This is a genomic window from Rhodanobacter sp. ANJX3, from assembly GCF_014200755.1.
Classification (GTDB): domain Bacteria; phylum Pseudomonadota; class Gammaproteobacteria; order Xanthomonadales; family Rhodanobacteraceae; genus Rhodanobacter.
The window spans coordinates 312,779-328,351 of record NZ_JACHCM010000003.1 but is presented as its reverse complement, the minus strand read 5'-3'; the positions used below and the strand labels follow the sequence as shown (position 1 = coordinate 328,351).

Here is a 15,573-nt window from a genome sequence, read left to right as displayed (position 1 = left end):
GGCTCAGCGATTCGCCGGCTGGCTGTCCGACGCACTGTTGGCCGCCAGCCAGCCATAGAAGTCGAGGTTCTGGTAGAGGTTCGGATCGGTCTTTTCCGCGTCGGGCGGCAGATCGCTGTCGGCTTCGGCGCTTTGCTCCAGGCTGACGGGCTGACTGGTGGGCACGCTGGGTCCGTGCGACAGCGGTTGCCACACCATCAGCATGGCAAAGGCAATGGCGGCAAACGCGCCGGTGGGAACCAGCCAGCGTGCGGTGTGATGTTGCGGTGTCTTGGCGGCGCTCAGCGCCTCTCGGCGCGCAGCGCGCAGGCGCCCGGCAGTGGTCGGGTCGATCCGCTGGCTGGCTTCGCGGTAGAGCGCGCGCGCGCGACGGGCGATTCGCTCATCGCGCAAATCGGTGTGACCCGCGATTGGATGATCGGATGTGTTGTTGCCAGGCGCAGTCATCGCCAGTCCTCCAGTTGGTCGCGCAGATGATGCATCGCGCGCGACAGATGTGTTTTGACGCTGCCTTCGGAGCAGCCCATGGCTCGGGCGGTTTCCGCGACATCCAGACCTTCCAGCATGCGCAGCATGAAAGCCTCGCGCTGGCGCTGCGGCAGCTGTTTCACCGCCGCCGCCATGTCGTTGTAGGACTGCGAATCGTGCAGCCGGTCGAGCGGGCCGGGGCCGCGATCGGCAGGCTCCCACACCGGCATCTCGCCGCCTTCGTCATCCTTGCCGCCGCCGAGCCAGCCGACCACGATCGAGCGCACCTTGCGGCGACGCTGCAGATCGACGATGCGTCGGCGCAGAATGCCCCAGAACAGAGGCGGCCACTCGGCGGCGGGCTTTTCGCGGTAATGCTTGACCAGCCGCAGCATGGCGTCCTGCACGGCGTCCATCGCATCCTCGCGATGGCGAAGATTGAGTTCCGCCATACGGAAAGCGCGCCGCTCGACCTGCGCCAAAAACGCATCCAGCGTGGCCGGCGTTTCTTGCGCGCCGTCCAGCAGTAGATCGGTTTCCAGGGTACCGGCCACCGTGCTCATGGCCAAGGCATCCGCATCGTCGGTTGATGCATGCTCAGGCTCCATCGGTTCGACACCCGTATTCAACGCAGCACGCTCGCACGGGTTGACTGGCAACCGTATAGTGTGCGGACAACTAAGTCCTGACGGGGTGGGGTCATGATCGACGGTTTCCTGGCGCTGTATATCTTCATGCTTGCCGCATTTACCGGCTATGAAATCATCGCGCGGGTACCGGTCATCCTGCACACGCCGCTGATGTCCGGGTCCAACTTTGTGCACGGTATTGTGCTGGTTGGCGCCATGATCGCGCTAGGCCATGCCGAAACGCCGCTGGAAATGGGCATTGGCTTCATCGGCGTGCTGCTGGGTGCGGGCAATGCGGCCGGTGGCTACGTGGTCACCGAGCGGATGCTGGAGATGTTCAAGTCCAGCAAGCCCGACGCCAAAGCGGCCAGCCGGGAGACCAAGTGATGGCCTGGTTGCCGACCCTGATCAAGGCCTGCTATTTCCTTGCGGCGCTGCTTTTCATCCTTGGCCTGAAGCGCATGAGCTCGCCGCGCACGGCCCGCGGCGGCATCGTGTGGGCGGGCTACGGCATGCTGGTGGCGATGCTGGCCACGTTTTTCCTGCCGGACATGCACAACCGCGGGCTGATTGTCGCAGCGGTGATCGTCGGCGTCGGCGCGGCGTGGTGGAGCGGCAAACGCGTGGCGATGACGGCCATGCCGCAGATGGTGGCGCTGTACAACGGCATGGGCGGTGGCGCCGCGGCATCGATCGGCGCGGTCGAGCTGATCGGCTATGTGCGTCATCGGCTGCTGACGCAGGGCATGCCCGATACGTCGCCGCTTCGACCGGAGGCCTGGGCCATCGATGCGCTGCATCCGGTCATGGCCGTGACGGCGCTTTCGCCGATCGAGCTGGCGCTGGGCGTGCTTGGCTCGCTCATCGGCGCGGTGAGTTTTTCCGGCTCGCTGATCGCCTTTTCCAAGCTGCAGGGCTGGTTGGACCGGCGGTTCGTGTTTCCGGGACAGCGCGCGGTGAATCTGCTGCTGCTCGCGGCGGCGGTCGTGATCGGCATTCTTCTGGCCAGCGGTTATGCCAGCTATCCGCTGATCGCAGCGTTCTTCGTGCTGGCACTGCTGTTCGGCCTGATGATGACGCTGCCGATCGGCGGCGCCGACATGCCGGTGGTGATCTCGCTGTACAACGCGTTTACCGGGCTGGCCGTGGCGTTCGAGGGCTTTGTGCTGGGCAACGAGACGATGATTATCGCCGGCACCGTGGTCGGTGCGGCTGGCACGCTGCTGACCCAGCTGATGGCCAAGGCGATGAACCGTTCGATCGGCAATGTGCTGTTCGGCAGCTTTGGCGCCAGCGGCGCCGAGGCTCAGGCGATCGACGGCGCGCAGAAGCCGGTCGACGCGGCCGATGCTGCGGTGATGATGGCCTACGCCGAGCGCGTGGTGATCGTGCCCGGCTACGGCATGGCCGTGGCGCAGGCGCAGCACAAGGTATGGGAGTTCGCCCAGCTGCTCATCAAGCGCGGCGTGAAGGTGAAGTTCGCCATCCATCCCGTCGCCGGCCGTATGCCTGGCCATATGAACGTACTGCTGGCCGAGGCCGGTGTGCCGTACGACCTGATCGCCGACATGGACGAGATCAATCCGGAGTTTCCCGCCACCGACGTGGCGCTGGTGATCGGCGCCAACGACGTGGTCAATCCGCTGGCCAAGACCGATCCGGCCTCGCCGATCTACGGCATGCCGATCCTCGACGTCGGCAACGCCAAGCACGTGATCGTGGTGAAGCGCGGCAAGGGCACCGGTTTTGCCGGCATCGAGAACGCGCTGTTCTATGCCGACAACACCCGTATGCTTTACGGCGATGGGCAGGCAGCGGCCGGCGAACTGGTCAGCGAGCTGAAGTCGATGGACGCCTGACGGCTATTTCGACAGCTTTTTGATCGGCGCGGGGCGGCGACCCAGCCAGGCCGCCAGCAGCACCGCCAGCACGGTCCACATGCCTTCCGATACCGATAGACCGATGCGCGCCAGCTGCCACAGCATGCCGGCACCGGCAGTCTGCAGGGTGTCGATCAGGCCCAGCCCCATGCTGCCGGCGATCCGTGCCGCCGCGATCAGCATGCTGACGTAGATCGATGCCAGCAAGGTGGCCAGCGCAGCTAACAGGGCTGCACCATTGCCCGGTCTGCGCACGCCGTTGCGTATCGCCCAGGCCAGAATGACGGCGATCGGCAGCGCCAGCCAGGGCATCGGCTGGCGTTGGTAAAGCGTGACCACCATCCACAGCGCGCCGGCCGCGAGTCCGAGCATCGCGGCGATGAACACCCCGAAGACCAGCCCGAAAATCGAGCGGGAGCTCATCCGTCGATCCGGTGTGGGCAAAGGGCGGGCGGGTGCTCGTGCAACGGACTGCGTCGGGTCATGCGGTGCGCCATCAGGCATTCGTCCATCGGGCAAAGCGGCCATCATAACGCGGCTGGCCGCTGGCCTTTTATCTCTCCGGATTCTTGAGTTCCGCGATTCCGGCCTGATCTTTCTCAAGCCAGCCCGCTTGGCGGGCGGCATAATAGGCGACTGGATGCGGCGCTCTGCCGCTCCGTCGACGTTTTTTCGCAGACAGCGCATTGGCAGGTGGCATGAGCGGTTTCAGTTTGAGCAGCGAGCCTTTCACCCTGCAGCGCGATTGCAGTGCGGTGATGGTGCCGCAGGGCGATGTGGTGGAGTTGCCGGCCGGTCAGATCGGCTATATCACGCAGGCGCTGGGCGGCAGCTTTACCGTCTACGTGGAGGGCAACCTGTTCCGCATCGCCGGCAAGGAGGCCGACGCGCTGGGCAAGGAACTGCCGCCGCCGATCGAGCTGGCGGCCAACGCCTCCGATGCCGACGTGGAAAAGGTCGCGTGGGATCAACTGCGCACCGTGTTCGACCCGGAGATTCCGGTCAATGTGGTCGAACTCGGCTTGGTCTACGACCTCAGCCTGGAGCAGACCGAGTCCGGCGCGCGCAAGGTCTACGTCAAGCTCACCCTCACCGCGCCTGGCTGCGGCATGGGCGATATTCTGGTGGACGACGCGCGGACCAAGCTGGAAATGATTCCCACCATCGTCGAAGCCGATGTGGATCTGGTGTTCGATCCGCCATGGACGCATTCGATGATGTCCGATGCGGCCAAACTCGAAACCGGCATGCTCTAGGGTTCCGCGGCGGTGCATCGTGGTTAGACCCAGATCGAGCAATGCTCGATTCGCAAAATATAACGAAAATCTCTTGCGGCTCGCCCTTACATCCGGCGGGCCGTTTGCTTGGCGAAGCGCTGATGGCGCTAAAGTTCCACCATGACGAGTATTCTGTGAGCGAATAGACAATCGTAAGAAATATTCGTATTGCCTGGTCATTTCGCAAGTAATAACGTCTAGATGTCTGGCTGATAGCGGGTTGATCGACAGTCAATTCGTCCCGTGCCGCTGCCGGCCAGTGCTGCGTCGTCAATCGAGCCGCGCCACAAGCGCGAGGGGACGCGACAGAACCTGTCCCGGCATCACCGGACAGTCAACGAGTGCGAGGCCGTGCCGCCAGCACGGCGAACTGGAATGGGGTCCATACGGCCGCATCGGGCGGTTTTGTCCCCACATATCGTGGAGTTCTCACCTAATGCTCAATACTTTTCGTTCCAAGCTGATGGTTGCAACGATCGGCATGGTTGCGGCGTCGACCGCGACGGCGGCCACCACGCAAACCCTGCGTGCGCAAAACCTCGCCGCGCAGCCGATCAGCACGCTGGCTGCCCGCTTAAATCTCGGTCAGGACATGACTCTGGTGGCGCGCAACGCCGTTCCATTGGCCAATGGCGCCCAGGTGGTGCGTCAGCAGCAGCTTTATCGCGGCGTGCCGGTGTATGGCCGCAGCATTGCCGTGGTGCAGGACGCCAGCGGCAACGCGCTGCGCGCCACCGGCGAGCTGATGCAGGGCACGGCAGCCGACCTGATTTCGGTCGTTCCCCAACTGACGCCGGCGGCCGCCATCGGCATTCTCAAAGGCCACGCCCACACGGTACTGGTGGCGGGCACCACCATGCAGAACCCGAAGACCGATCTATTCGTGTATCCGCAGGAGAATGGCCCGACGCGTCTGGTTTACCGCGTGTCGTACTTTGTGGATGACCCGCAAAAGCCGAGTCGCCCCACCGCCATCATCAATGCCAATACCGGCGAGGTGATCCAGAGCTGGGACGGCCTCACCGACGCCAGCGCCAACGGCCCGGGCGGCAACACCAAGACCGGCAAATATACCTACGGCACGGATTTCGCCGCGCTCAACGTAACCCAGTCGGGCACGACCTGCACGCTGAAAAATACCGACGTTGCCACCTACAACCTCAAGAACGCCACCTCGGGTGCTGGCACCCTGGTGAGCTTTGTCTGCCCGACCAGCAACACCGACGCGATCAACGGCGCGTACTCGCCGGCCAACGACGCACACCACTTCGGCAGCGTCGTGCATGACATGTATCAGGGCTATACCGGCGGCAATCCGCTGAGCTTTTCGCTGGTGATGAAGGTGCATTACGGCAAGAACTACGAGAACGCGTTCTGGGATGGCTCGGTGATGAGCTTCGGCGACGGCGCCAGCACCTTCTATCCGCTGGTGTCGCTGGATGTGACCGGTCATGAGATCAGCCACGGTTACACCGAGCAGCATTCGGCACTGGAGTACACGGGACAGTCCGGCGGCATGAACGAGGCCTATTCGGATATAGCCGGTGAGGCGGCGGAGTATTTCGACCGTGGCACCAACGACTTTCTAGTCGGTGCCGACATCATCAAGAACGGCACCGCGCTGCGCTACATGTGCAACCCGCCGCAGGATGGCGGATCGATCGACAACGCGGCCAACTACACCTCCAACCTCGACGTGCACTACTCCAGCGGCGTCTACAACAAGTCGTTCTGCCTGCTGGCCAAGACCTCTGGTTGGGATACCAAGAAAGCTTTCCAGGCCTATGCGCTGGCCAACAAGGTGTATTGGACAGCCACCTCAACCTTCAACTCCGGTGCCTGCGGGGTGGAGTCAGCGGCGACCGATCTGGGTTACAACAAGAACGACGTGATCGCTGCCTTCAACGCCGTCGGCGTGACCTGCCCGGGTACCGGTGGCGGTGGCAGCACCGGTGGCCTGCAGAACGGTGTGGCAGTGACCGGATTGAGCGCAGTCAAGGGCGGCTCGTTGAACTATACGGTGACCGTGCCGGCCGGTTCGGGCACGCTGACCATCGCCACCTCCGGTGGCACCGGTGATGCCGATCTCTACGTCAAGCTCGGCTCCGCGCCGACCACCAGCAGCTACAGCTGCCGCCCGTACAAGACCGGCAACGCGGAAAGCTGCAGCTTCAGCGCGCCGTCCGGCACGTACTACATCATGCTCAACGCGTACGCAGCGTTCTCGGGTGTTTCGCTGAAAGCCAGCTGGTAATCCATGGGCGGATCAGGGCAATCCGCCTGTTATGAATCGACTTCAAGAGGGATAAAAAACGGGCCTGACGGTATGTCGTCAGGCCCGTTTCGTATTTTCGGTGTTGATCGCTCTACCGAAAGATCGACAAAAACAAAATGCCTCAGTCCGCCGCTTCCTCGAAGCGATTGGCGTCGCGATTCTTGCGCACCTTGGCCGGATCCCACACGCGGCCGTTCATGGCGATATATACGCCGTCGGGCAGGGTCTGCACGGCGGCGACAGCGCAGCCGATATTGAACACCGCGTCCGAACCCTGAAAGCGCGCGGGATTCAGCGCACCGGTCAGCACGATAACCTTGCCTTCGATAGCGGCAAGCTCGCGTGCCGTTTCCACCATGGTGTCCGTGCCGTGCGTCACCAGCACGTGCCGGTTTGCTTGGCCCTCGATGGTCGAACGCACCAGGCCTCGATCTTCCGCGCCCATGTGCAGACTGTCCTTGCGCAGAATCGGAATCACCTCGAACTGAAACGCCACGCCGAGCTGTGCGAGGATCTCGCCGATCTGCGGTGCACCGATCTTGTAGTCCGACTTGTCGTCGAAATAGATCTTGTCGATGGTGCCGCCGGTGGTGACGATGGTCAGATGCTGCATGAGGATAGCCAGGGTGAGGATTGCCTATTTTAGCTGCTGCGCTCGCGCCGCGCCTCCCTTCCCTGTTTCGAGACTCTTCGCCCCAACGATCGGTGCCTTCCATGGATTTCATGGAGCACTAACCCAGCAACAGCGCCGTATCGTCCGCATCCTGTGTGCTCAGACGCAGCAGGCCGTGCCCGACAAAACGTCGTAACGCAGCGGCAGGCCTTGCATCGCCGCGGGCGCTCGACCACGTGGCCTGCCGCGCGAGCAAGGCGGCAGCGGCGCAGCGTGCCAGAGTGATCGCCAATCCGCGCGCGCCGGCTTCCAGCGCATCGCGGCTGATGTGCTGAGCATCGATAAAGGCCGCGGCTGCATCGAGCGCAGCGCGATTCGCATGAATCGCCGTCGCATCGGTGCAGCCCTCCTGCCAACCGTCAATGGCGGTGCGCAGCGCGCTCAAACTCTCACCGGCCAGCGCGCGCAGGCTGTCCAGCGACAGCACGTTGGTGGTGCCTTCCCAGATCGAATACACCTGCGCGTCGCGCAACAGCTGCGGCAGACCAGTGTCCTCGATATAGCCCGCGCCGCCGAAGCATTCCAGGGCCTCGGAACATATCCTGACGGCCAGCTTGCCGGTCCACAGCTTGGCCAGTGGCGTGAGCAGGCGCAGCAGCAGCGTTTCGTGCGGCGCGGCGACGTGCCGCTCGACGCAGCCGAGCAGATACGCCACCTCGAACGTCAACGCGAAGGCGGCTTCGAACTCTGCCTGCATGTCGGCCAACGTCTGTGCATGCAGCGGTTGCTCAATCAATGGACGTCCAAACGATTGCCTGCGCATGGCGTAATCGCGCGTCAGGCTGATCGCGCGCGCCATGCTGGCGGTCGCGCAAACCGCGTTCCAGGTGCGTGTGACATTGAGCATCGGTGCAATTTGCCGCACGCCGTTGGCCAGCTCGCCGAGCGGCCAGGCGGGCAATCCCTCCAGATGGATTTCTGCCGTGGGCAGTTCATGCGTACCGAGCTTGTCCTTGAGCCGATCGATGACGAGCTCGGGTTTGCGTCGGTTGCCGTCGCTGGCCGCGTCGTCTTCCATCGTTTCGACATAGAAAAGCGCCAGCGCGCCCGTGCCGCTGCCGGCACCTTCCGGCCGCGCCAGCGCCAGCGCAGCTTCGCCTACCACCGCCGAGCTGAACCACTTGCGGCCATGCAAGCGCCATTGGCCTTCCACATCCTGTCGCGCGACGGTTTCGGTATTGCCCACATCGGAGCCGCCGGCGTTCTCGGTCATCCACTGTCCGCTGAGCCAGAAGCTCGACGCATCGCGACTGAGAAAATGCGGCAATGCGCGATCGATCAGCTCTTTGTTGCCGGAAGCCTTGAGTGCGGTGGCCGCACCGTCGGTCATCGCCAGCGGGCAGGTGTAGAACTCGCTGGCCACGTGATAGAGATAGACGCGAGCGAACTGCTCCAATCGCGCGTATTCATTGTCGGCATGACCTGCGGAAAGTACGCCGTGGCGCGTGGTGAGCTGCGGTCCTTCCAGCCACGCGGTAGTCAGCTCGATCCGGTCGACCCGACGACCCCACGCATCCCACTGCGTGAGCACGGGTTTGCGCCGTGTGCTGCTGCTTGCCCGCTGCCACGCCATCTGCGCGTAATCGCCCAGCGCATCCAGGTCGGCATCCAGCGCCGCCATGCGCGCCGTCGGCACGACGCGATCGAGCAACGCGCGCAGCGAGCGATCGGTGCGGTACGGGTGAGCCAGCTGCGGTGCATCCTGCAGGAAGGCCATGGCGCTCTCCATCCACTGTCGAAGTACCAAAGTATAAGCACGCAAGCAGTCGGTCCGCTGTGCTGGCATCATCGGGCGCAGGTTTCCCTTGCAGAGAACGACATGCGATTTTCCGAAGCGATGCAATCTGTTACTCGTCACGGCGACGGCTGGCAGGCGACGATTGGCGAGGACTGGCTGCAGGGGCGCAGCGCATTCGGTGGCATTCAGGCGGCGCTGGCGCTGCGTGCCATGCGCGAGCTGGTGAGTGCGGATATGCCGTTGCGCAGCCTGCAGACGACGTTCGTCGCGCCGGTGCCGGCTGGTCCGGTCGCCATTCACGCGCGAATCTTGCGCGAGGGGCGCAGCGCCACGCAGATCGAAGCCAGCCTCGGCGACGGCGAGCAGACGCTGTGCCGACTGGTCGGCGTGTTCGGCAGCGCGCGGCCTTCGGTGCTCGACTTTCAGCCCGAACAGCCGGCGGTCGAGAGTAACGTACCGCGCGAACTGCGCTATGTGGAAGGCCGGATGCCGGCCTTCATGCAGCACTTTGGCGCGCGTTGGCTGCGCGGCGATCTGCCGTTTACCGGTGGCCACAGTCGGGAAAGCGTACTGCAGGTATCGCTGCGCGATGAAGGCACGCCGGACGAAACCCACGTGCTCGCTTTCGCCGATTTCATTCCACCGATCGCCCTGGGCATGTTCAAGCAGCCTACGCCAGGCAGCTCGCTGACCTGGATGATCGAACTGCTGCGCGATCGCTACGACGACCTCGGCCTGGACGACTGGCGCATCGACGCCCAGCTGATTGCCGCCCGCGATGGCTATACCAACCAGAGCCTGATGCTTTGGGGCCCTCGAGGCGAACCCGTCGCGCTGAGTCGGCAGAGCATGGTGGTGTTTGGTTAGTGATCTGCGCCAGCACCCGTGACGATTTCTTCCCGGTGTAGGCTGGCGTCTGAATGCATCCAGACCCTCGAGCACATCATGTTCCCATCATCGCCTTCTGCCATGGCCCGATTTATCGCAGTCGCCGATCTGAGCCGCTGGCGCATCGCCGGCATCGTCTTCGTGTTTCTGTGGTTTTTCCTGGGCGGCATTGCGCATTTCGCGTTGACGCAAACGGAGATGCGCATCGTGCCGCCGTTTATTTCCTGGCCGCGGGCGGCGGTGTTGGCGAGCGGCGTTTTCGAGCTGATCGGTGCGGCGGGGCTGCTCTGGGGCAGAACGCGACGTGCGGCCGGCATCGGTCTTTTCGTTCTGACGCTGGCGGTGACGCCGGCGCACTTTTATATGCTGCAGCATCCGGAGATGTTCGGCGTTCCGTACTGGGCGCTGATCGTGCGCCTGCCGATACAGGTCGCGCTGCTTGCGCTTATCGGGTGGAGTACGGCCAAGCCACGGGCCCGTCGCAGCGTGTAGTTTCATCGATCCGATAGTGTTTAGTCGGCACAATCGTTCTGCATTGTTGTTCTATGGTTCGTTCGGCCTGTTTGATGTCGGGCCGATGATGTGCCGGACCGTGTCCGCAAGGAGCTTGCCGTGATTTCAGATGTTGATGTGGTGCTTCGACTGCTTGTCGCAGCCGTATTGGGATCGATCATCGGGGTGAATCGCGGACGGCTGGAATGGGCGGCCGGACTGCGCACGCATATGCTGGTCAGCGTGGGTGCTGCCCTGACGGTGATCGTTTCCGCTTACGGATTCAGCCATGCGATCCAACAGGACCACGTGGTGCTGGACCCCTCGCGTATTGCCGCGCAGGTAATCAGCGGCATCGGTTTTCTCGGTGCCGGCACCATTCTGTTTCTGCAGAAAGAGCAGGTCATCAAGGGACTGACCACGGCGGCGAGCCTGTGGGCGGTGGCTGCGGTGGGTCTGGCCGCCGGCACTGGGCTGTATTTTCCGGCCATTTTCGCCACGGCCGTTCTTTGGGTCATTCTTGCCCTGCTGAAACCGATCGAGCGCCGGTTTGTGCGGCCGCGTCGCAAGTACGCCTCGATCCAGGTATCCATCACGCGGGGCCAGGCCCTGGCGGCGGTTGAAGCGGTGGTGGGCGACTTCCGAGCCCCGGTGGATCGCATGCTGCTGCGCCGGGATGCCGATGGCTCGGATATGGTAATTATCCGTTTCGCTGCCGATTTCCCCAGCGACAAACTGGCGGCGATCGCGGATGCGTGCCGCGAGATCGACGGCGCTGTGGCGGTGTCGTTCTCGGCGGCGGGCAGAGTTGCGCCGTAGCGGGCGTGCCAACGCGCTGCCGTCACGCATTCTTGTTCTATCGCCTGACACATTGGCAAGATAAACAGGCATGCACAGTTTGGGTAAACCCATGGAGATATTGATGACCGAGTCGGTGACGCTACCAACCGCCGAAGGGGTGCGGCGCTACCCGCGTACGGAGGGGTATTTTCCCGAATTGCCGTCGACGGAGCTTTCCCCCGATCTGGACAAGCCGTGCACCTGCACGCCGGCGTGCAAGTTCCGCTGCGGCGGCGAGTGCGGCTGTGCGGCGTGTCATATGCAGTTTTCGGTCTGGCGCGAGGAGCGCGGCGTGCAGGCGATTCGTCCTACGGAGCCCGAGCACGAAACCCAGCTGAAACGCTATCGCGGTGAAGTGCGCTGAGCGAAAGCTCGTCGTAAGGTAATCGGTGAGATTTTAGCGACGCCGTTAACCGTCCACGCTGTCTCCATAACCGACGCATTTGAACGAAGAGGACATCGCATGAAAGCACGTTGGATTATTCTGGCTGGCGCCCTGGTTCTGGCCGGCTGCGGCAAGGATCATCAGGGCAGTGAGACTTACGACGCGTCGATCCTGCGCGAGACCCAGTGCGTCGCGGCATCGGAGCGCTTTCAGCTTTACGATGAAGCCAAGAAACACACCGAGCATGCGAAAGACGCCGAAGACGAACGCTTCGACAAAACCAAGCTGCGCAGCGATCTGGGCCAGAGGCTGAAAGAAGCGCGCGTGGCGATGATCGCGCAGGACAAGTCGGACAACGCCACGTTTTTGAAGAACCGCTGCAATACCGAAATGTCGCAAGATCAGTTCAACGACGCCGAATAAGCGGTTTCATCGGCTGCTTGGCCGCCAAAGGATTTCCCGTGAAAGCTCTTCTCTGCAAAGCGTTCGGTCCGATCGAAAATCTGCGGGTCGAGGATATCGAGGCACCGACCGCCGGGCCTGGCCAGGTGTTGGTATCGATTCGGGCGGCGGCGCTTAATTTTCCCGATGCGCTGATCGTGCAGGGCCTGTATCAGGTCAAGCCGGCGCTGCCGTTTTCGCCCGGCGCCGAGTTTGCCGGCGTGGTGAAAACCGTGGGCGAGGGCGTGAGTCATCTGAAGGTCGGTGACCGCGTAATGGCGTTGGTGCCGCACGGTGCGCTGGCCGAAGAGTGCGCGGTCGATGCGCGCGGCGTGATTCCTTTACCCGATGATATGGATTTCGTCACCGGTTCGGCGCTGCTGCTGACCTACTGCACGTCGCTGCACGCGCTGAAAGACGTGGCGAAACTGGCCGCCGGCGAAACGTTGCTGGTGCTCGGTGCGTCCGGCGGGGTGGGTATCGCGGCGATCGAAATCGGCAAGCTGATGGGCGCACGGGTCATCGCCGCCGCCTCGAGCGAGGAAAAGCTGGCGCTGTGCCGCGAGCACGGTGCCGACGAGACGATCGACTATGCGCGTGATGACCTGCGCGAATGCGTCGACGCGCTCACCGAAAAGCGCGGTGTCGACGTGGTGTACGACGCGGTTGGCGGTGCCTACAGCGAAGCGGCACTGCGCGCCACCGGCTGGGGCGGCCGCCTGCTGGTGGTAGGCTTTGCTACGGGCGATATTCCGCGCCTGCCGTTGAATCTGGCGTTGCTGAAGGAGCGCCAGATTCTCGGCGTGTACTGGGGCGACTGGGCCAAACGCCATCCCAAGCTGCAGCAGGAGCATTTGATGCAGTTGCTGGCGTGGTTCCGCGGCGGGAAGATTGCGCCGCCGGTCACCGAGCAGTTGCCGCTGTCGGGCGCTGTCGATGCGCTGCAGCGCATGGCCCGGCGCGAAGTGCGCGGCAAACTGGTCGTGCTCACCGGCAGCTAGGGCCTGCTCACGCTCTCCCCGTACCTCTGCGTTGTCGCAGGGATGGTTTTTCGACCGACTCTTGTGGCGGGAGCGGCGCCTGTCGGCGCGGGGAATCTAGGCAACCGTGGCGTTTCCGGGCATATTGACGCACTGGCGCATCGCGCATTCCTGTGAGAACCGGCTTTCCGTTGGCGTTTGGGGTCCGCTGGTGCAGGGCAACCGACTTGACCACGGCCGCAGTACCTCGTCTATGAGCCCCGGCAAGTGATGGCCAACCAATCCTCCATCGAGCGCGATATTGCGCTGATTTCCCGATCCAATGCCGTGCCCACGATATTGGAAGTGGTGGCGCGTACGACCGGCATGCGTTTCACCGCCGTTGCCAGAGTGACCGATACCCATTGGACGGCGTGCGCCGTCTACGATCGAATCGAATTCGGTCTGAGGCCGGGCGGCGAGCTGGTGCTCAAGTCGACCATCTGCAATGAGATTCGCGAGCACCGTCAGCCGATAATCTTCGGGCATGCCAGCAAGCACACGGTATTCGCCAATCACCCCACGCCTAAGTTGTACGGCTTCGAAAGTTATATTTCGATCCCTATTTTCCTGTCGGACGAAAGCTTTTTCGGCACGCTGTGTGCGATCGATCCGGCGCCGGCAAAAATCGACGATCCGGAACTGCTGAAGACGCTGCAGCTCTTCGCCCAGCTGATCGCCGCCCAGTACGAGGCCGAACGGCGCAGCGACGCGGCGGAGTCGGCCCTGCTCGACGCGCAGTCGACGGCGCGTCTGCGCGACCAGTTCGTCGCCGTGCTGGGGCACGATCTGCGCAATCCCGTGCAGTCGATCAGCATGGGTGCGGACATGCTCGATCGCGACCTCCCCGACGGGCGCGAGCGACGCATCGCCAAGCACATCCAGCGTAGCTGCCAGCGTATGAGCGAGCTGATCAGCAATATCATGGATTTTGCGCTGGGTAAGCTCGGCGAGGGCATCGCGGCATCGATGGAACGACCACACGATCTTGCCAGCGATCTGGAGCACGTCGTATCGGAAATACAGCGCGCGCATCCCGACCGCGAGATTGTCGTCACCACGTCGCTGCAGCAGGCCTTTGCCTGCGATCAACGACGCATCGGGCAGTTGCTCGGCAATCTGCTCTCCAATGCCATCACGCATGGGTCGCACACGTCGCCTGTGCGCGTTTTTATCCTCAGCAACGCATCGCACTTCGAGCTGGCCGTAGAAAACGCGGGCAAGCCGATTGCCGAAGATACGATCGATCGCCTTTTCCAGCCTTTCACCCGGGGCACGTCCACCTCGCCCAAACCGGGGCTCGGACTCGGCCTGTATATCGCTGCCGAGATCGCCAAGGCCCACGGCGGCACGCTGCAGGCGATATCGAATACGGCGTTTACCCGCTTCGTGTTCCGCATGCGGCTGGATGGCGATACCAACAGTCTGCATCAGGGCAAGGTCGAAGGCACAGGCGCCTGAGCTTCTTCGGCCACGCTTGCGAGCGGCGCGACAGCGGCGGTTCGGGTCAGGCCAGAGGCGGTTTTGTCGCTGCCTTCGGACGGCGCCGCACACCGGCACCCAGGGTGCCGATCAGCAGCAGCGTCAGGAGCACTTCCACCAGCGCAAGCCAGCGCTCGTGGGGCGAACTCCATGCTTCGGCGACGCCGTGGCAGAAATAGAACAGACTGAGAATGCCGACCCACAGCAGTGCGCGCCGAATCCTGCGGATCGCCAGGAGTGGCAACACCAAGGGAGCTACCGTGATAGCGAGCACGAGCCACAGCGGCACCGTTTGCGCCGGCACCAGCCACGCGTGCCAGATCAGCTGCAGCAGCACCAGGCCACCCCAGGCGTAGAGTCCCCAACGCTGCTCGGAAGTCACGCGTGTCGTCACGCGCTGGCCGCCAGTTTGCGCGCAGTGTCGGCGAGCCGACGGCCCAGCGCGCGCGCCAGTTCGCGTTCGTGTTCGCTGATCGGATTTTCGCCCTTGCCGCCGGCGACGTGACTGGCGCCGTAGGGCGTGCCGCCGGTTTGCGTCGTGCTCAGCGCAGGCTCCGTATAAGGCAGACCGAGCAGCAACATGCCGTGGTGGAGCAGCGGCAGCGCCATCGTCAGCAACGTGGATTCCTGGCCGCCGTGCATGCTGCTGGTAGAGGTGAACAGCGCGGCCGGCTTGCCGACCAGCGCACCGTTGGCCCATTCCGTGCCGGTACTGTCGAGAAAGTATTTCAGCGGCGCAGCCATATTGCCGAAGCGCGTGGGACTGCCCATTGCCAGGCCGATACATTCGAGCAGATCGTTTTTCTGCACGTAGGGTGCGCCTTCCTCGGGCTCGGGCGGCTGCGCGATTTCTGTCACCGGCGCGACCGGTGGGACCTGGCGCAGGCGCGCGCGCATGCCGGGCACTTCTTCGATGCCGCGGGCGACGAGTCGGGCCAGCTGTGCGGTGCTGCCGGTACGGCTGTAGTACAGAACGAGAATGTCGTGACTCATGTGGTTGGACCTGTGATGGTGTCTTGCGTGCCGGGCGAATGCGTTGAGGCTTTCACAGGCGATACGCTAGTGTACCTACCGATATCCAACGCG

The 15,573-nt window shown here is 63.4% G+C and carries 18 protein-coding genes; 11 read left to right on the top strand and 7 right to left on the bottom strand.

The genetic code is table 11. From position 1 onward, the window contains the following. Positions 1 to 3 precede the first annotated feature (3 nt). Together HDE76_RS10085 and HDE76_RS10080 are read right to left on the bottom strand one after the other, a co-directional pair. Complete coding sequence (locus HDE76_RS10085) at positions 4 to 447, bottom strand: DUF3619 family protein (protein WP_184507061.1); 444 nt, start codon at positions 445 to 447, stop codon at positions 4 to 6. Further along, positions 444 to 1,031: an RNA polymerase sigma factor gene (locus HDE76_RS10080; protein WP_179479182.1), complete on the bottom strand. Its 588-nt coding sequence runs from the start codon at positions 1,029 to 1,031 to the stop codon at positions 444 to 446. Before HDE76_RS10080 ends, HDE76_RS10085 begins: the two co-directional genes overlap by 4 nt. Before the next feature lie 138 nt (positions 1,032 to 1,169). Between HDE76_RS10080 and HDE76_RS10075 the strand changes: the two genes are divergently transcribed. Further along, complete coding sequence (locus HDE76_RS10075; protein WP_179479184.1) at positions 1,170 to 1,484, top strand: NAD(P) transhydrogenase subunit alpha; 315 nt, start codon at positions 1,170 to 1,172, stop codon at positions 1,482 to 1,484. After that, on the top strand, positions 1,484 to 2,956 hold the full coding sequence (locus HDE76_RS10070; RefSeq protein WP_184507058.1) for an NAD(P)(+) transhydrogenase (Re/Si-specific) subunit beta: 1,473 nt from the start codon (positions 1,484 to 1,486) through the stop codon (positions 2,954 to 2,956). Before HDE76_RS10075 ends, HDE76_RS10070 begins: the two co-directional genes overlap by 1 nt. A 3-nt stretch (positions 2,957 to 2,959) precedes the next feature. On the opposite strand, the gene HDE76_RS10065 is transcribed toward HDE76_RS10070, so the two are convergent. Beyond that, a complete protein-coding gene (locus HDE76_RS10065; RefSeq protein WP_179479188.1) occupies positions 2,960 to 3,400 on the bottom strand; it encodes a hypothetical protein in 441 nt (146 codons plus the stop codon). Between the two features lie 275 nt (positions 3,401 to 3,675). On the opposite strand from HDE76_RS10065, the gene sufT reads away from it, so the two are divergent. Then, entirely contained in the window at positions 3,676 to 4,233 is a 558-nt protein-coding gene (sufT, locus tag HDE76_RS10060) for a putative Fe-S cluster assembly protein SufT (protein ID WP_179479190.1), read from the top strand. Positions 4,234 to 4,690: 457 nt separating this feature from the next. Next, positions 4,691 to 6,508: a M4 family metallopeptidase gene (locus HDE76_RS10055; protein ID WP_179479192.1), complete on the top strand. Its 1,818-nt coding sequence runs from the start codon at positions 4,691 to 4,693 to the stop codon at positions 6,506 to 6,508. Positions 6,509 to 6,650: 142 nt separating this feature from the next. Here the strand turns inward: HDE76_RS10055 and HDE76_RS10050 are convergent, their stop codons facing one another. Further along, positions 6,651 to 7,142 carry an asparaginase domain-containing protein gene (locus HDE76_RS10050; protein ID WP_179479193.1) on the bottom strand — a complete coding sequence of 164 codons (492 nt, stop codon included), beginning with the start codon at positions 7,140 to 7,142 and terminating at the stop codon, positions 6,651 to 6,653. Between the two features lie 118 nt (positions 7,143 to 7,260). Further along, positions 7,261 to 8,919 (bottom strand): acyl-CoA dehydrogenase family protein, encoded by a 1,659-nt coding sequence (locus HDE76_RS10045; RefSeq protein WP_184507055.1) that lies wholly within the window; start codon positions 8,917 to 8,919, stop codon positions 7,261 to 7,263. A gap of 120 nt (positions 8,920 to 9,039) precedes the next feature. Here HDE76_RS10045 and HDE76_RS10040 point away from each other — a divergent pair, with 120 nt between their 5' ends. From HDE76_RS10040 to HDE76_RS10010, 7 genes are all read left to right on the top strand, one after another. Continuing rightward, a complete protein-coding gene (locus HDE76_RS10040; RefSeq protein ID WP_255481530.1) occupies positions 9,040 to 9,807 on the top strand; it encodes a thioesterase family protein in 768 nt (255 codons plus the stop codon). A 102-nt stretch (positions 9,808 to 9,909) separates the two neighbouring features. Continuing rightward, positions 9,910 to 10,320 (top strand): hypothetical protein, encoded by a 411-nt coding sequence (locus HDE76_RS10035; protein WP_221262380.1) that lies wholly within the window; start codon positions 9,910 to 9,912, stop codon positions 10,318 to 10,320. A 120-nt stretch (positions 10,321 to 10,440) separates the two neighbouring features. Next, positions 10,441 to 11,139 (top strand): MgtC/SapB family protein, encoded by a 699-nt coding sequence (locus HDE76_RS10030; RefSeq protein WP_184507049.1) that lies wholly within the window; start codon positions 10,441 to 10,443, stop codon positions 11,137 to 11,139. A gap of 103 nt (positions 11,140 to 11,242) precedes the next feature. Further along, complete coding sequence (locus tag HDE76_RS10025; RefSeq protein ID WP_179479201.1) at positions 11,243 to 11,524, top strand: hypothetical protein; 282 nt, start codon at positions 11,243 to 11,245, stop codon at positions 11,522 to 11,524. Between the two features lie 99 nt (positions 11,525 to 11,623). Continuing rightward, entirely contained in the window at positions 11,624 to 11,968 is a 345-nt protein-coding gene (locus HDE76_RS10020; protein WP_179479203.1) for a hypothetical protein, read from the top strand. Between the two features lie 38 nt (positions 11,969 to 12,006). Beyond that, complete coding sequence (locus HDE76_RS10015; RefSeq protein WP_179479205.1) at positions 12,007 to 12,987, top strand: NADPH:quinone oxidoreductase family protein; 981 nt, start codon at positions 12,007 to 12,009, stop codon at positions 12,985 to 12,987. A 249-nt stretch (positions 12,988 to 13,236) separates the two neighbouring features. Then, the gene (locus HDE76_RS10010) at positions 13,237 to 14,466 is read left to right on the top strand and encodes a GAF domain-containing sensor histidine kinase (RefSeq protein ID WP_179479207.1); all 1,230 of its coding nucleotides are present in this window, start codon (positions 13,237 to 13,239) and stop codon (positions 14,464 to 14,466) included. Positions 14,467 to 14,512: 46 nt separating this feature from the next. Here the strand turns inward: HDE76_RS10010 and HDE76_RS10005 are convergent, their stop codons facing one another. Further along, positions 14,513 to 14,881 carry a DUF2069 domain-containing protein gene (locus HDE76_RS10005; protein WP_179479208.1) on the bottom strand — a complete coding sequence of 123 codons (369 nt, stop codon included), beginning with the start codon at positions 14,879 to 14,881 and terminating at the stop codon, positions 14,513 to 14,515. Beyond that, positions 14,878 to 15,480 carry an NAD(P)H:quinone oxidoreductase gene (wrbA, locus tag HDE76_RS10000; RefSeq protein ID WP_179479210.1) on the bottom strand — a complete coding sequence of 201 codons (603 nt, stop codon included), beginning with the start codon at positions 15,478 to 15,480 and terminating at the stop codon, positions 14,878 to 14,880. The genes HDE76_RS10005 and wrbA overlap by 4 nt, the downstream gene beginning before the upstream one ends. Between the last annotated feature and the right edge of the window lie 93 nt (positions 15,481 to 15,573).

Excerpts from the sequence above, each read along its gene's own strand:
- HDE76_RS10050 (WP_179479193.1), bottom strand. The coding sequence starts at position 7,142 with ATGCAGCATCTGACCATCGTCACCACCGGCGGCACCATCGACAAGATC.
- HDE76_RS10040 (WP_255481530.1), top strand. The coding sequence starts at position 9,040 with ATGCAATCTGTTACTCGTCACGGCGACGGCTGGCAGGCGACGATTGGC.
- HDE76_RS10065 (WP_179479188.1), bottom strand. The coding sequence starts at position 3,400 with ATGAGCTCCCGCTCGATTTTCGGGCTGGTCTTCGGGGTGTTCATCGCC.
- HDE76_RS10070 (WP_184507058.1), top strand. The coding sequence starts at position 1,484 with ATGGCCTGGTTGCCGACCCTGATCAAGGCCTGCTATTTCCTTGCGGCG.
- HDE76_RS10080 (WP_179479182.1), bottom strand. The coding sequence starts at position 1,031 with ATGAGCACGGTGGCCGGTACCCTGGAAACCGATCTACTGCTGGACGGC.
- HDE76_RS10045 (WP_184507055.1), bottom strand. The coding sequence starts at position 8,919 with ATGGCCTTCCTGCAGGATGCACCGCAGCTGGCTCACCCGTACCGCACC.
- sufT (WP_179479190.1), top strand. The coding sequence starts at position 3,676 with ATGAGCGGTTTCAGTTTGAGCAGCGAGCCTTTCACCCTGCAGCGCGAT.
- wrbA (WP_179479210.1), bottom strand. The coding sequence starts at position 15,480 with ATGAGTCACGACATTCTCGTTCTGTACTACAGCCGTACCGGCAGCACC.
- HDE76_RS10025 (WP_179479201.1), top strand. The coding sequence starts at position 11,243 with ATGACCGAGTCGGTGACGCTACCAACCGCCGAAGGGGTGCGGCGCTAC.
- HDE76_RS10010 (WP_179479207.1), top strand. The coding sequence starts at position 13,237 with ATGGCCAACCAATCCTCCATCGAGCGCGATATTGCGCTGATTTCCCGA.
- HDE76_RS10020 (WP_179479203.1), top strand. The coding sequence starts at position 11,624 with ATGAAAGCACGTTGGATTATTCTGGCTGGCGCCCTGGTTCTGGCCGGC.
- HDE76_RS10085 (WP_184507061.1), bottom strand. The coding sequence starts at position 447 with ATGACTGCGCCTGGCAACAACACATCCGATCATCCAATCGCGGGTCAC.
- HDE76_RS10055 (WP_179479192.1), top strand. The coding sequence starts at position 4,691 with ATGCTCAATACTTTTCGTTCCAAGCTGATGGTTGCAACGATCGGCATG.
- HDE76_RS10075 (WP_179479184.1), top strand. The coding sequence starts at position 1,170 with ATGATCGACGGTTTCCTGGCGCTGTATATCTTCATGCTTGCCGCATTT.
- HDE76_RS10035 (WP_221262380.1), top strand. The coding sequence starts at position 9,910 with ATGGCCCGATTTATCGCAGTCGCCGATCTGAGCCGCTGGCGCATCGCC.